Origin of the sequence: Mesorhizobium sp. 131-3-5 (assembly GCF_016756575.1) — a bacterium.
In the GTDB taxonomy this organism is placed as follows: Bacteria; Pseudomonadota; Alphaproteobacteria; order Rhizobiales; family Rhizobiaceae; genus Mesorhizobium; species Mesorhizobium jarvisii.
In genome coordinates this window covers 350,334-364,704 of record NZ_AP023255.1, presented here as the reverse complement: position 1 = coordinate 364,704, position 14,371 = coordinate 350,334, and the positions used below count along the sequence as shown (strand labels likewise).

The 14,371-nt window shown below is 58.8% G+C and carries 7 protein-coding genes and 8 pseudogenes; 10 read left to right on the top strand and 5 right to left on the bottom strand.

Translation table 11 applies throughout. The features are described from left to right. Position 1 precedes the first annotated feature (1 nt). From JG747_RS34285 to JG747_RS34260, 4 genes and pseudogenes are all read left to right on the top strand, one after another. Positions 2-1,111, top strand: coding sequence for a mandelate racemase/muconate lactonizing enzyme family protein (locus tag JG747_RS34285; protein ID WP_199201223.1), 1,110 nt, complete (start codon positions 2-4; stop codon positions 1,109-1,111). Then, positions 1,111-2,157 carry a GlxA family transcriptional regulator gene (locus JG747_RS34280; protein ID WP_199201222.1) on the top strand — a complete coding sequence of 349 codons (1,047 nt, stop codon included), beginning with the start codon at positions 1,111-1,113 and terminating at the stop codon, positions 2,155-2,157. Before JG747_RS34285 ends, JG747_RS34280 begins: the two co-directional genes overlap by 1 nt. 282 nt (positions 2,158-2,439) lie before the next feature. Beyond that, positions 2,440-3,071 (top strand): annotated as a pseudogene (locus JG747_RS37360) (IS66 family transposase); the annotation flags it as partial. 2 nt (positions 3,072-3,073) lie between these two features. Continuing rightward, the gene (locus JG747_RS34260) at positions 3,074-3,298 is read left to right on the top strand and encodes a hypothetical protein (protein ID WP_199201219.1); all 225 of its coding nucleotides are present in this window, start codon (positions 3,074-3,076) and stop codon (positions 3,296-3,298) included. 177 nt (positions 3,299-3,475) lie between these two features. Here the strand turns inward: JG747_RS34260 and JG747_RS34255 are convergent. From JG747_RS34255 to JG747_RS34240, 4 genes and pseudogenes are all read right to left on the bottom strand, one after another. Then, positions 3,476-5,142, bottom strand: a pseudogene (locus tag JG747_RS34255) (ABC transporter ATP-binding protein). Positions 5,143-5,635: 493 nt separating this feature from the next. After that, positions 5,636-5,769, bottom strand: a pseudogene (locus JG747_RS37945) (short-chain fatty acyl-CoA regulator family protein); the annotation flags it as partial. 399 nt (positions 5,770-6,168) lie between these two features. After that, the gene (locus JG747_RS34245) at positions 6,169-6,384 is read right to left on the bottom strand and encodes a hypothetical protein (protein ID WP_199201217.1); all 216 of its coding nucleotides are present in this window, start codon (positions 6,382-6,384) and stop codon (positions 6,169-6,171) included. Between the two features lie 205 nt (positions 6,385-6,589). After that, positions 6,590-6,799, bottom strand: coding sequence for a hypothetical protein (locus JG747_RS34240; RefSeq protein WP_199201216.1), 210 nt, complete (start codon positions 6,797-6,799; stop codon positions 6,590-6,592). Positions 6,800-7,083: 284 nt separating this feature from the next. On the opposite strand from JG747_RS34240, the pseudogene JG747_RS37355 reads away from it, so the two are divergent. The 6 genes and pseudogenes from JG747_RS37355 to JG747_RS37345 form a co-directional block, all read left to right on the top strand. Then, positions 7,084-7,357 (top strand): annotated as a pseudogene (locus JG747_RS37355) (MATE family efflux transporter); the annotation flags it as partial. 206 nt (positions 7,358-7,563) lie between these two features. After that, positions 7,564-9,092, top strand: a pseudogene (locus JG747_RS34235) (acyl-CoA carboxylase subunit beta). Positions 9,093-9,103: 11 nt separating this feature from the next. Then, positions 9,104-11,105: pseudogene (locus tag JG747_RS34230) on the top strand (acetyl-CoA carboxylase biotin carboxylase subunit). Next, positions 11,102-12,574, top strand: a pseudogene (gene scpA, locus JG747_RS34225) (methylmalonyl-CoA mutase); the annotation flags it as partial. The pseudogenes JG747_RS34230 and scpA, both read left to right, overlap by 4 nt. Then, a pseudogene (locus JG747_RS37350) lies at positions 12,544-12,684 on the top strand (methylmalonyl-CoA mutase family protein); the annotation flags it as partial. The pseudogenes scpA and JG747_RS37350, both read left to right, overlap by 31 nt. Then, positions 12,685-13,242: a cobalamin-dependent protein gene (locus JG747_RS37345; RefSeq protein ID WP_244748458.1), complete on the top strand. Its 558-nt coding sequence runs from the start codon at positions 12,685-12,687 to the stop codon at positions 13,240-13,242. It abuts the pseudogene before it with no gap. Positions 13,243-13,519: 277 nt separating this feature from the next. On the opposite strand, the gene JG747_RS34220 is transcribed toward JG747_RS37345, so the two are convergent. Beyond that, complete coding sequence (locus tag JG747_RS34220; protein ID WP_199201215.1) at positions 13,520-13,675, bottom strand: hypothetical protein; 156 nt, start codon at positions 13,673-13,675, stop codon at positions 13,520-13,522. Between the last annotated feature and the right edge of the window lie 696 nt (positions 13,676-14,371).

Below are 14,371 nucleotides of genomic sequence, written 5' to 3'. Positions count from 1 at the left end.
AATGCGAATAGAGACAATCAACGTCTACAAATGCTTGCTTCCGGTGAAGGGCGGCAGCTACCGGATGGCAAGCGACAACGTTCAGTTGCTTGACAGCACGCTGGTAGAGATCTTGACTGATGGCGGCCTTAAAGGGTGGGGCGAGACCTGCCCTGTCGGCCCAGTCTATCAACCGCATCATGCACTTGGCGCCCGCGCTGCGATCGCTGAGATTGCGCCCGGTCTGATTGGTCAACAGGTATCCTCGATCCGTCATCTTGCAAAGACGATGGATGAACGGTTGAACGGCCACGGCTATGCTAAGGCCGCGTTCGACATCGCTTTCCTGGACCTGCTTGGGCAGCATCTAGGCGTGCCTGTATCGACTCTGCTCGGCGGCGCCCTCACGGACCGGGTACCCTCCTATTACTCAACTATCGTAGGCTCTCCTGACGAGACCGCTCGCATTGCCGCCGACAAGGTCAAAGCAGGATATCCGCGTTTGCAGATCAAGATTGGCGGTCGCGATCTCGAACAGGATGTCGCAACGGTCCACAAGGTCTGGGAGGCCGTCGGCTATAAAGCGAGAATTGCCGTCGACGGCAACCGCGGCCTGACTGTTGCTGCCGCAATGCATCTCGACCGACTTTGCCAGTCCGTTCCCTTCGCTTTCGAGCAGCCCTGCAATACCATCGAAGAGGTCGCGAGCCTCAAAGGCAGGCTTGCGCATCCAGTGTATCTCGATGAAAACACGGAAGATTTGAACGCTGTCCTTCGCGCGATTTCCTTAAGCATTGCTGATGGCTTCGGGTTGAAAGTTACGCGCCTTGGCGGGCTCAGCAAAATGACCACTGTGCGGGACATATGCGCCATCCGATCTCTGCCGCATACTTGTGACGATGCATGGGGCGGCGATGTTATTGCAGCGGCTTGCGTACATCTGGCCTCGACTGTCGAACCAAGACGATTCGAAGGCGCCTGGATAGCTCAGGAGTATATCGACGGGCACTATGACTCCGCGAACCCGATCGTGATAAGAAACGGCCATATCGCTGTACCGCAGCGGCCTGGGCTCGGAGTCAAGCCCGAAACAGGAACGTTAGGCGCTCCGGTAGCCACGTACGGCCGCTGATGAACGCTCCGGCTACTATAAGCGCGATAGAGCCCACCGAGCAGCCGAACGACCTGCCGCTCGACCATTCGCTGAAAATCGCTGTTCTGGTGCTGTCGGGATTCTCGCACCTCACGCTCCACGCCTACCTCGAGCCGCTTCAGATCGCAAATGTACTATCGAAGGCGCCTCTATTTCGCTGGCAGGTTGTAGGATTGGACAAGAAGCCTGTCTACGGTGCAAACGGCATCGCAATTTCCGTCGACGTCGCCACTGAAGAGCTGAGCGCTTACAATCCGCACCTCAACCAGCTTGTAATCGTCGCGGGCGAGCAGATTGGACAGCAGTTTACGCCTCAATTGCACACGTTTTTACGACGCATGGCAAGGCGTGGCATTCTCATTTCAGCGTTGGGCACGGCCACTTGGCTATTGGCCGAAACTGGCCTGCTGACCGACATTCCTTGCACCATCCATTGGTCGAGACTTGCTGCTTTTTCCGAGGTGTTCCGCAAGCCGCGCGTCCGAGAAACGCTTTTTGTAAAGGATGGACAGTATTCCACGTGTGCCGGCGAACTTGCAGCCTTCGACTTGGCCATCGATCTGATTGCGAGCCAAGCCGGCGCAACGGTCGCACAAGATGTCTGCCGCTATGCCATTGTTGACGGACAGCGCTCCGGGTCTAATCGCCAGACCGCTCCATCGGGACTTTCGTACGCAAACGTTAGCGAAAAGTTGGTCATCGCCGTTCAAACGATGGAAGCAAACCTTGATAATCCGCTATCGATGGACGTGGTGGCAAAGCGGTCCGGTGTGTCGCGACGTCAACTCGAACGGCTTTTCGTCACACATGTTAGCCTCTCGCCGGCGAAGCATTATCTGAAAATCAGACTCGATCACGCAAAGAGGCTAATCGAGGGCACACGGATGCCATTGATCGACATTGCCATTGCGTGCGGTTTCATTTCTGCCTCGCATTTCTCGAAATGTTTCAAGTCCATCCATGGCAAAACTCCGCAGCAATGCCGTCTGGAAGTGCCAGCTTGGGTTGGACCTGGTCTAGGCTGATGGATAAGTCTCTGTTCGCGATTTGCTTGAATCTGCTTCTATCGACAGCCGGTGATCTCCATTCCTGGCAGCTCGGCGACTCCTTCGCGCGCCACCCGAGAAGCGGTGTCAACAATCGGTCGGTTTCATGAGACCGCCAGATGAACCTCCTTGCGGATTTTGCAACCCTGAAATTGAGGTCACAGTTCACTACGCAAGCCGCGCAATATCTTGTGCGCTGAAGGAGGCGACGCAGCAAGCAGGGCGAGGTCTTGATCGATGACGCAACCGTGTGGGCGAAATCTGCAGGCAGACGCCTGTGGCGAACTTCACGCAGCCGATCGTCGTCCGGCGCCTGTGCTCGAAGCGGGCTGCTTGAGTCATGCGCGTCGCAAGTTCTTCGATCTGGCCGATGTCAAGGGCGCAGCGCGCAAGAAGAGTCGCGGTGAACGGCAGGGTCGATCTACCCGATAGCGCTGGAGGCGGCAGTGCAGCGCTCGATATCCTGTTCGATATCGAGCGCGAGTTCAACGGTTTGAACGCCGAAGGGCGTGCCTGCGCCCGCCGGGAGCGCAGCACTCCATTGATGGAGGACCTTCACTCCTGGGGCTGATCGCCCAGCTCGCCAAGCTCTCGCGCAACCACGATCAAGGCCAGCAACTATATGCTGCGGCGATTACCCGCCTTCTCGGCGATGGCAGGGTCTGCATTACGAACAATGCGGTGGAACGGGCCCTGCCTGTTCTGCGGGTCGGATCGCGGCGGACAGTGCTGCCGTCATCTACACCCGATCCGGCACCGCCAAGCTCAACGATGTCGATCCGCAAGCCTCGCTTACCGATGTGCTTGTACGCATTGCTGAGCACCCCGCCAACCGGCTCGCCGAGTTGATGCCGTGGAACTGGCGGTCTAAGCCCGCCGCAATCGCGGCCTGACAATGCACATCAACAAAATCCATTCCGTGCGAACCATCGCGCTCGTCGCCCGAAAACTCGGCGAAGATGAAAACTGGCTCGCAGAAATCGCTATCGAAATGGAACCCGAGGACAGTTTGATCTGGATCTACGGCCCCGACCACGAAGACGGCGTGATGGCCTTCTCTCCATTCGGCGTCGAAAGCCTCCGCAATCTCATCGCGATGCATCGCGACGAATACAAATAGGGTCGGACGCGTCCCTCGCCGGAGGGATACGATTGCGACGGCGGATTAGAGATCGAAAGCACGGTCGTCAATCGCTCGATTGCGAATGGACTCAATCTTACCTTTTGGCAGCTAACACGCTTTGAGTCACTTGCCAGGAAGCACCCGCAAAGAGAGTCTATAGCAGGGCAACCGCAGCTAATTTCCGGCGCTCTCCATGCGCCGAGAACCGATCGCCTTGTCCAACCAGCCGACCTCCAACTCCGGAACGGAGGACAGAAGACGATCTGTATAAGGATCGAACGGTGGAGCAAGAACCTGGCTCTTCGGCCCATAACGGACCACTTGCCCCCGATACATCACCGAGATGGAATCGGCGATCGACTTCACCGTTGCAAGGTCGTGGGTAATGAAGAGATAGGCCACCCCCTCATTCTTCTGTAACTGCAGCAAAAGCTTCAAGATGCCGTTGGCGACCAAGGGATCGAGGGCGGAAGTCACTTCGTCACAGATGATCAGCTTCGGCTTTGCCGCAAGCGCCCGGGCGATGCAAACGCGCTGCTTTTGTCCGCCCGACAGCTCTGCCGGATATCTGCCTACAAAGCTCTCATCCATTTCTATCTTGTCGAGCAGTTCGGCCACTTGCTGATTGCGCTGCGCGCCGCTGATGCCGAAATAGAATTCGAGAGGCCGACCTATGATCGTCGCCACAGTCTGGCGGGGATTCATCGCAACATCCGCCGACTGATAGATCATTTGGAGATGGCGGAGATCCTCCTTCGATCGGTCAGCCAGCCGGCGCGGAAGGTCGCGCCCGTCGAACTGAATGCTGCCTGCGAAAGGTGGCAGCAAGCCTGTGATCACGCGCGCCAGTGTAGATTTGCCGGAGCCCGATACGCCAACCACCGCCAGGGTTGAAGGTCAAGGCTAACATCACGCAAGACCTTGACTGCCCCATCACCGTAACCGGCTGTTACACCTTTGAGTGACAACACCGGCAGAAAACCGTCGTCCTTCTGCTCGTGATCAATGTGATGCACAGAGACCAAGGCTCGCGTGTACTGCTCGTGCGGCTCGTTGATGATCTGCTGCGTCGTCCCCCGCTCTACGAGCTTGCCATGGCGCAGCACCATTATCTCGTCCGCTACTTGCGCCACCACGGCCAGGTCATGGGTGATGTAGAGCGCCGCAACGCCTGTGTCCCGGATGGCATCCCGAATAGCAGCCAGCACATCGATTTGCGTAGCCACGTCGAGCGCCGTGGTCGGCTCGTCGAAGACAATGAGGTCTGGCTCCGAGCAGAGCGCCATCGCCGTCATAACCCTCTGCAATTGACCGCCCGAAACCTGGTGGGGGAAACGTTTGCCGATGTTCTCGGGGTCGGGAAGGCCAAGCTTTTTAAACAGAGCAATCGCCCGCTTCTCGGCTTCGGTCCGCGTTGCCGTGCCGTGCAGAAGTTCCGCCTCCACCACTTGGTCCATCAGCCGGTGTGCGGGGTTGAATGCGGCGGCGGCCGATTGCGCAACATAGCAGACCTCGCGGCCTCGTAGCTTGCGTATGCCACTTGCTCCGGCCTTCAGTATATTACGCTTGTTGAGGAAGACCTCGCCGCCAGTGATTTTGATGCCACCGCGACCATAACCCATGCTAGCCAAGCCTATGGTCGACTTGCCAGCGCCTGATTCGCCAATCAGCCCCAAAACCCTGCCGCGTTTCAGCGTCAGCGAAACGTCGTGCACGAGAATCACATTATTTGGGCTTTCGCCCGGTGGGTAGACCGTCGCCTCAATCCTGAGGTCGCGTATGTCGAGTAACGCGTCGGGGTTTCCGGGCTGGCTGGCTTGCGTGGCGGTGGGGAGGGTCACGTCACCGCGCTTGTCTAACAATGGGAGTTCATTTGACATTTGCAGGTTCCGCTCTGTTGTTGCCCGTCGCCGGACATTTTGCCCGATTATTGGGCGGTACGAAGAGCCCGACACCGCACTGGATGCGACATTCCGTTGCACAATCGCATCAAACTTCCCGGCTAAGCAATTTTGCGTCATGACCAACAAGCCCGACCGTCCCATCGAGCGGCGTCAAGGCCGGCATTTGCTCTGTCGATTTCATTTACGGTTCACCTTTGCCGCATCTGACGGATAGAGCGGATCGGGTCTCATACGGCTCGCCTTGGGCGGTCAGCCCGCCAACGTGCGCCATCTTTTTACCTGGTCGAATGCTAGAACCGACGGTCGAGAACATCCGTCACAAGCTCAGAATCGACCGCCGACGTCCGTCGAAAGGAAGTAGCCTCAGATGTGTCGCAAGCACTCGGAAAACGGCATTCGACAATGTGGCACCTCAGCCACCTCCTCGAAATCAGCAAATCGTGTACGGCAATTCGCTGCGGCGGTTGTGATCGACTGCAATCGTTCTCTTAAGCGGCGAAATGGCTCTTGAATGCAGTCTATCCGTTCACAAATGCGGCATGAAACGCCGACGGGCTCGAAAGCTAAGCTATTGATTAGCACTTGCAACAAAACAATGTCGCGAAACAGCCGATCAACGATCATTCCGCGAAGGCGGAGCGGCCACGATGACACATGACCGACAGCGGGCTTATTCCGCGCACGATCAGAAAGACATGCAACGCGGCCCAGAGCCCGTGGTTACCGAACATTCGCCCGAACACGAACAAAGCAGCGATAAGCCGCGAAGGATATCAGCATCATGTTACGCATTTCGCGCGACTAGGCGGCGCCGATGAAGACGCCGTTCATCTGGACGGCCAGGAAGCCGCTCAAAGTCGCGAAGCACGTTCTCTGTCTTCGTTATGGCGCCGATCAGCTGCTCACCAAACGTGAAGGCTAGGACGCTGGCAAAGCTCGCAACCGCAAATGCCCAGCTCGCCGTCAGCCTGACGGTACGCAGGAAAGCTGGCTGATCACGAGACCAACGGCACGTCCAGCGAGCTGCTGGCCGGCCGCTGCGAACCCCTCAAGGAAATAGCTCGCGACCAGCAAGAAATGCATCAGCACCGCATTGGCGGCGAGGGTCAACGCGCCAAGCTGGGCGCCTTGCCGCGTGAACAGGATGTACGCTCCCATGAGCACGAAGGAACGGATCATCATGTCGCCGTTGAGGTGAAAGTCCCGGTCTCATCGCCACCACGTTGAACGTATTATTGCGCGACATTTTCGGCATCGAGCGGAAGCGTCCGAAGAGGATTGCCATGCCGACGACCGCGGCGGCGGCCTCACTCCATACGGTTCCCAGGCGACGCCGCAATGCTCCACCCGAGATAAAGACCCAGAAAGATCGATAAAGCGATATTCATCCCGTTGAGGAGAAGTTGCAGGAAAAGTCCGAGGGCAGCACATTGGCCCGACACAGAAAGTAGCCGAGAATAACATAGTTGGTGAGAGCAGCAGGCGCCGAAATGAGGCGAATCCGGATGTAGAGATCCATCGCTCTGGTCACGGGCTGTTCGGCGTTCATGAACCATTCGCCGAAACGCGGGCAGGTTCGATCAGCAGTCGGCAACAGCTGCTTTCCCTTCGGACATGCCGCGTTCGCAACCGCAGCCGTCGAGATCACCCGTTCGGTCGTCCAGCAGCGAGGAAGCGTCTTGAATGCAAAACCTGCTTCGGAGTCTCGGGAATCCGGGCTTTGCTGCCAAGTCGCCAGATGCAGAAGCCAGGTGCCTCGGCCCCTGCCTTGTCCGTGCGCTCGGACAGACGATCAGGACGCCATTCGGCACGGCCATCGTACCTCGGATCCCGATCAGGATTTAGCCGTTGGAATAAAAACTACAAGTGGCGGTTCCGATGGCTCTTGCATACCTCTCGACACCGCTGCTCGGGCTTGTCGATACGGCCGTGATTGGCCGGTCTGGGGATGCCGCCTTGCTTGGAGGCCTTGCTGCCGGAGCAGTTGTCTTTCGACGTCGTCTTCGAAACCTTCAGCTTCCTGCGCTCCGGCACCGCCGGCCTCGTCGCGCAGGCCTTAGGTAGGTGCGATGCTGTGGAAGGGAGGGCGGTCTTTTGGCGGGCATTTGCTATCGCCGCGACTTCAGGCCTGGCGTTGGTCCTGCTTGCGCCGCGGATTGCCACGGATTCGTAGAGTTTGCATTCGCACCCAGTCAATCCTTTTCTGTCGATTGCCGGCCAATTAAAGCGAAGCGCAATTCTGGAGGAGATGCCCATGCCATTGCCCGGGGGAGCGAGACCGCGCTCAAGAAAAGGCCGCCCAATCGCGATGAGGTCGTCAACGGCAGGGAAGATGCCGGAAACAAAGGCCTGCCGCTGATGCGAGCCGTTCTCGACCAACTCGAGGTTCGTCGCGAGCAGGCCCGTCTGGGCGGAGGGCAGAAGCGCATCGATGCTCAGCACGCAAAAGGCAAGCTGACCGCCCGAGAACGCCTCCTGGTGCTCCTCGATGAGGGCTCTTTCGAAGAATACGACATGTATGTCACGCATCGCGCGACCGACTTCGGTATGGCTGCTCAGAAAGTCGCGGGGGATGGCGTGGTGACGGGCTGGGGCACAATCAATGGCAGGCTCGTCTACGTATTCTCCCAGGATTTCACGGTATTCGGCGGATCTCTGTCGGAGACGCATGCACAGAAGGTCTGCAAGATCATGGATATGGCGATGCGCAACGGTGCGCCGGTGATCGGTCTCAACGATTCCGGCGGTGCGCGCATCCAAGAGGGCGTCGCGTCGCTTGCCGGCTATGCCGAAGTCTTCAAACGCAATGTCGAAGCCTCCGGCGTCATTCCGCAGATTTCGGTGATCATGGGCCCTTGCGCCGGTGGCGCAGTCTATTCTCCGGCCATGACCGATTTTATCTTCATGGTTCGCGATTCCTCCTACATGTTCGTGACCGGTCCCGACGTTGTGAAGACGGTGACAAACGAGATTGTGACCGCCGACGAACTCGGCGGCGCGGTAACTCACACCCAAAGGTCCTCTGTCGCAGACGGTGCTTTCGAAAACGACATCGAGGCTTTGGAAGAGATTCGGCGTCTTTTCGATTTCCTGCCGTTGAGCAATCGCGCAAAGGCACCGTTGCGGCCGTTTTACGACGATCCCGAACGGATCGAGTTGCGTCTCGACACGCTAGTGCCGGAAAGTGCCAACAAGCCTTACGATATGAAGGAGTTGATCGCGGCAATCGCCGACGAGGGCGACTTTTTCGAGCTTCAAGCCGCGTTCGCCCGCAACATTATCACCGGCTTCTTGCGCATCGAAGGCCGCAGCGTCGGCGTGGTGGCCAACCAGCCGATGGTGCTCGCCGGATGTCTCGATATCGACTCCTCGCGTAAGGCGGCCCGCTTCGTGCGCTTCTGCGACGCGTTCGACATTCCGATTCTTACGCTTGTCGACGTCCCGGGTTTCCTGCCGGGCACTGCCCAGGAATTCGGTGGCGTGATCAAGCACGGCGCCAAGCTGCTGTTTGCTTATTCACAAGCCAGCGTGCCGATGGTGACGCTGATCACGCGCAAGGCTTATGGCGGCGCCTACGACGTGATGGCTTCGAAACATATCGGCGCGGACATCAATTACGCTTGGCCGACGGCAGAAATCGCGGTGATGGGCGCCAAGGGCGCTGCCGAGATCCTTTACCGGACCGAACTCGACGACGCCGAGAGGCTTGCCGCTCTTACCAAGGAATACGAGCAGCGTTTCGCCAATCCTTCATTGCCGCCGAGCGCGGGTTCATCGACGAGGTGATCATGCCGCATTCCTCGCGCAAGCGGATCGCACGTGCCTTTGCCGCTCTGCGCGGCAAGGCCGTCGAAACGCGATGGAAGCACGACACCATCCCTCTCTGAGTCTGCGAAAGATGTTCAAGAAGATCCAAATTGCCAATCGTGGCGAGATCGCCTGCCGGGTGATCAAGACGGCGCAAAAGCTCGGCATAGCTACCGTCGCCGTCTATTCCGACGCCGATCGCGACGCCTTGCACGTCCGGCAAGCGGATGAGGCTATCCACATCGGCCCGGCTCCCTCCGCCCAGTCTTATCTTCGCATCGGAAATGTCCTGGATGCGGTCAAGGCTGTGGGCGCTGATGCGGTTCATCCGGGCTAGGCTTCCTGTCAGAGAATGCGAATTTCGCCGAGGCGCTCAAGGCCGAGGGCGTGGCCTTTATCGGGCCGCCACCGATCGCGATCGAGGCAATGGGTGACAAGATCACCTCGAAAAAGATCGCGGCATCCGCCGGTGTTTCCACAGTGCCCGGCCACATGGGCCTAATCGAGGATGCCGAGGAGGCGATACGCATCGCCCGCGAAATCGGCTTTCCTGTGATGATCAAGGCCTCCGCCGGCGGCGGCGGCAAGGGCATGCGGATCGCCTGGAACGACGAGGAGGCACGCGAAGGTTTTCAATCCTCGCGAAACGAGGCCAAGAACGCCTTCGGCGACGATCGCATCTTCATCGAGAAATTCGTCACCGAGCCGCGCCACATCGAAATTCAGGTGCTCGGCGATCAGTACGGCAAAATCGTCTATCTCGGTGAGCGGGAATGCTCGATCCAGCGCCGCAACCAGAAGATCATAGAGGAAGCGCCGCGCCGTTCCTCGACGAGGCAACACGGCATGCGATGGGCAAGCAGGCGGTCGCTCTTGCCACGGCGGTTGGCTATCACTCGGCAGGCACCGTCGAATTCATCGTGGATCGCGACCGCCATTTCTACTTTCTCGAAATGAACACCCGTCTTCAGGTCGAGCATCCGGTGACGGCACTTGTCACCGGCATCGACCTGGTCGAGGAAATGATCCGCATTGCGGGCGGTGAAAAGCTACGCTTCAGCCAAGAGGATGTGAAGCTGACCGGCTGGGCGATCGAAAGCCGGCTCTATGCGGAAGACCCGTATCGCAATTTCCTGCCCTCGATCGGCAGACTGACACGGTATCGGCCGCCCGCAGAAGGCAAGCGTTCGGATGGAACCATCATTCGTAACGATACCGGCGTGGTCGAGGGCTCGGAAATCTCGATGCATTACGATCCGATGATCGCAAAGCTCTGCACCTGGTCGTCCGACCGATCCTCAGCGATCCGGGCCATGGCGGCCGCGCTGGATGACTTCGAGCTGGAAGGCATCGGTCACAACCTAGCGTTTCTTTCCACGGTCATGGGGCATCTCCGGTTTGGCGAGGGGCGGCTGAGCATGGCATTCATCGCCGAGGAATTTCGGGACGGCTTCACAGGCGTGACCCCGAGCGATGCGGATGAGCGGAAACTCGCAGCGGTCGCAACACACATCAACTGGAAACTCCAGCACCGTAATGTCCTGATTTCCGGCGCGATGGACAACCACCGTCGGAAAGTCTCCGGCGATTGGATCGTGGCCTTGGGCGACCATACCTTTCCGGTCACGATAGGCGATCAGGAGAACGGAACTGCGGTGTCATTCGATGACGGCTCGATTCTGGCAGTCGCAAGTGACTGGCTGCCGGGAATGTCGATCGCGGATTTTCAGATCGGCGCCGACAGCGTGTCGATCAAAACTGGGCGGTCCGGAACCGGCTACCGACTGCGCTGGCGCGGAATGGATGTTATTGCCCATGTGCGCAGTTCAGCTGTCGCCGAATTGGCACGGTTGATGCTAAGAAAGCAGCCGCCGGACACATCGAAGCTCTTGCTCTGTCCGATGCCCGGCGTGGTCACCGCTATTGCCGTCACTGAAGGCGAGGCCGTCGAAGCTGGGCAGGTGCTGGCAACGGTTGAGGCTATGAAAATGGAAAACGTCCTGCGCGCAGAACGGCGGGCAACCATCAAGCGGATCGCCGCCAATGCGGGCGCAAGCCTCGCCCTCGACCAGCCTATTCTGGAATTCGAATGATGGCAGACAGCAACCTTGACGACTGGCGCGCGCTTGCCGAACGGGAGCTGAAGAAATCACCTGAGGCCATTGTCTGGCGCACGCCCGAGGGCATCGACGTCAAGCCGCTTTACACGGCAGATGACCTGCAAGGCGTCGACTACCTCAACTCACTACCCGGCTTAAAGCCTTTCGTCCGAGGTCCTCGCGCGACCATGTATACCAGACGGCCCTGGACGATCCGCCAATATGCAGGCTTCTCGACGGCGGACGCATCCAACGCGTTCTATCGTAAGGCGCTGGCTGCCGGTCAGCAAGGTGTATCAGTCGCCTTCGACCTTGCCACCCATCGCGGCTATGACAGCGACCATCCGCGCGTTGTCAGCGACGTCGGCAAGGCGGGCGTGGCAATCGATTCCGTCGAGGACATGAAGATCCTCTTCGACGGTATCCCGCTCAAGGACATTTCGGTGTCCATGACGATGAACGGCGCCGTCGTCCCGATCCTCGCCTGCTTCATCGTCGCCGGCGAGGAGCAGGGCTGCTCTCGTTCCCAACTTTCCGGAACCGTCCAGAACGACATCCTCAAAGAGTTCATGGTCCGCAACACCTACATCTATCCGCCCGAGCCCTCAATGAGGATCATCGCGGACATCATCGAATACACAGCGAAGGAGATGCCGAAATTCAACTCCATCTCGATCTCCGGCTATCACATGCAGGAGGCGGGAGCGACGCTGGTATAGGAACTCGCGTTCACGTTGGCCGACGGGCGTGAATATGTTCGTGCGGCCTTGAAGAAAGGCCTCGACGTCGACGATTTCGCCGGGCGGCTCTCCTTCTTTTTCGCGATCGGGATGAACTTCTTCATGGAGGCTGCCAAGCTTCGTGCGGCCCGGCTGTTGTGGACCCGCATCATGGAGGAGTTCCAGCCGAAGAAGGCCTCCTCATTATTGCTGCGCACGCACTGCCAGACCTCCGGAGTGTCGCTGCAGGAGCAGGACCCGTACAACAACATCGTGCGCACGGCATATGAGGCGCTGGCTGCCGTGCTTGGCGGCACGCAATCGCTCCACACCAACTCCTTCGACGAGGCGATCGCCCTGCCGACGGAGTTTTCAGCACGAATTGCGCGCAATACGCAGCTTGTCCTGCAGCACGAGACCGGTGTGACCAAGGTCGTCGATCCGCTGGCCGGCTCCTATTACGTCGAAAGCCTGACAGAAGAATTGGTGCAGAAGGCCTGGGCGCTCATAGAGGAAATCGAGACTTTGGGCGGCATGACCAAGGCCGTCATCGAAGGGCTTCCCAAGCGCCTGATCGAAACGGCAGCGACCAAACGCCAGGCCGCGATCGACCGCGGCGATGAAGTGATCATTGGTGTCAACAAGTATCGCCTTGAGACCGAGGACCGGATCGAAGTCCTCGACATTGACAATGCGGCGGTGCGCCGGCGCAGATCCGCCGCACCGAACGGACAAAGCGTCAGCGCGATCCCAAGCGCGTCGACGCAGCCCTTGCCGCGCTTGGCGAGACTGCGGCCAGCGGCAAGGGCAATCTTCTCGCGGCGGCCATTGAAGCCGTACGCGCTCGCGGAACGGTGGGGGAGATTTCTGACACCCTGCGCCGTGCATTCGGCGATTACGCGGTCGTTCCCGAGGTGATTGCTGACGTGTACGGAGCCGCCTTTCGGGACGAGCCTGAATACAAGACATTGGCTTCCCGCATCGAGCAAGTCTCGGTTTGGTTAGGCAAAAGGCCAAGGCTCATGGTGGCCAAACTCGGTCAGGATGGCCATGACCGCGGCGCCAAAGTGATCGCATCGGCTTTCGGCGATCTCGGTTTCGACGTGGTCGCCGGGCCGCTGTTCCAGTCACCGGAGGAAGCCGCAGAAATGGCCATAGCCTCGAAGGTTCATGTCGTCGGCGCGTCCTCGCTCGCGGCCGGACACAAGACGCTTCTGCCGCAGCTGGTTGAGGCACTGAGAGCGAAAGGTGCCGAAGACATTATTGTCGTCTGCGGCGGTGTAGTGCCGCGACAGGATTACCAATTCCTGAAGGATCATGACGTTGCCGCCGTGTTCGGACCGGGAACGCATGTCGTGGATGCCGCGCGTGCGGTCATCGATCTCCTTGAAGGCAAGCGCCATAATCAGTGAACAGTTTCGGGATTGCGGCAACCAGACTAAGCCTCTCTGCTGCAGATCGTACTTGTTCGCGATGATTTTCGAATCTGTGCCAGCGGTCGGCCTCTGGTCGCAGCAGCCGGGCCTGTTGAGGCTGAAGACTGGCGGAACCTGGCTGGATCGAGCCGAGAAGAGGTATTCTATCGCTCTGGTGGGGGCCTTGCCGAATGAGCAGGCGTAGGAGAGCTGGCGGTTGCCATGGCGCGCATCGACCCACCATCGGCCTGCTGCAGCGAACTTCGACATCCGATCATCTGCTGCCACCCAGCGCGCCTCTTATCGCCACCGCCTCGGCATTGCCCGCGCCCGCGCCGTCGATCTCGCCGGCGCCTGTCATCAGCTTCATCTGCCGATGATGCCGACGCCGCGCCTTGGTCTGCAGCCACGACAGGCCGGTACTGGTCATTGCCGCCTTGTTCGGGCGAGGTGCTAACGATGATAAGCGTTTCGGTTGATGCTGCGAAAATGAAAATAACCTAAGCATAACTGCGCCTTAACATATTTGGCAGGAATTTAATATAGTTCTTGTTACGAGGCGATTACATTGTGTAGCGTTGATTTTACACTTTTAAACAACATTTATCTTGCTCAGAAAGATTTCGGGACATACTTTGATTCCATGATGAATAATCGCTTGAAGCCTTTGGAAATTGAGCAGGCCTTAGCGTTGGCAACTCGTCGTGAAGGCGCGAGCGGGCGGGATTTCGGTCCTTTGGGAGAGCTGAAGTTGCCTTGTGCACTGGCGGACGACGGAGTGTTTGGAAATAGTCGGAAGGCGCACCACGGCTTTCAGACTTCTCTGGCTCCGTTAGGCGACGGCAAGGGCGTTCGCTGCTGTCAAACGCGACGCCTACGGACTCGCTCTCATAGAGGTTGCAGGGGCGCTTGTTTCCGCCGCCTCCGATTTCTGTTTTGTCGCCAATCCGTGCGAGCGCCGCTTTTCAGGACATCCCGTATTGGCTCGGCACGAACCAAAGGTCGTCATGAACAATTGCCGCGTGGGGTGGCCATTGGCGCGGCAGGGGAGTCTCGGACGCTTCTGTCAAAGCGCGGCCCAGAATGCAGCGCCGTCGAATGGCATCACCCTGCGGTCGCGACTCAG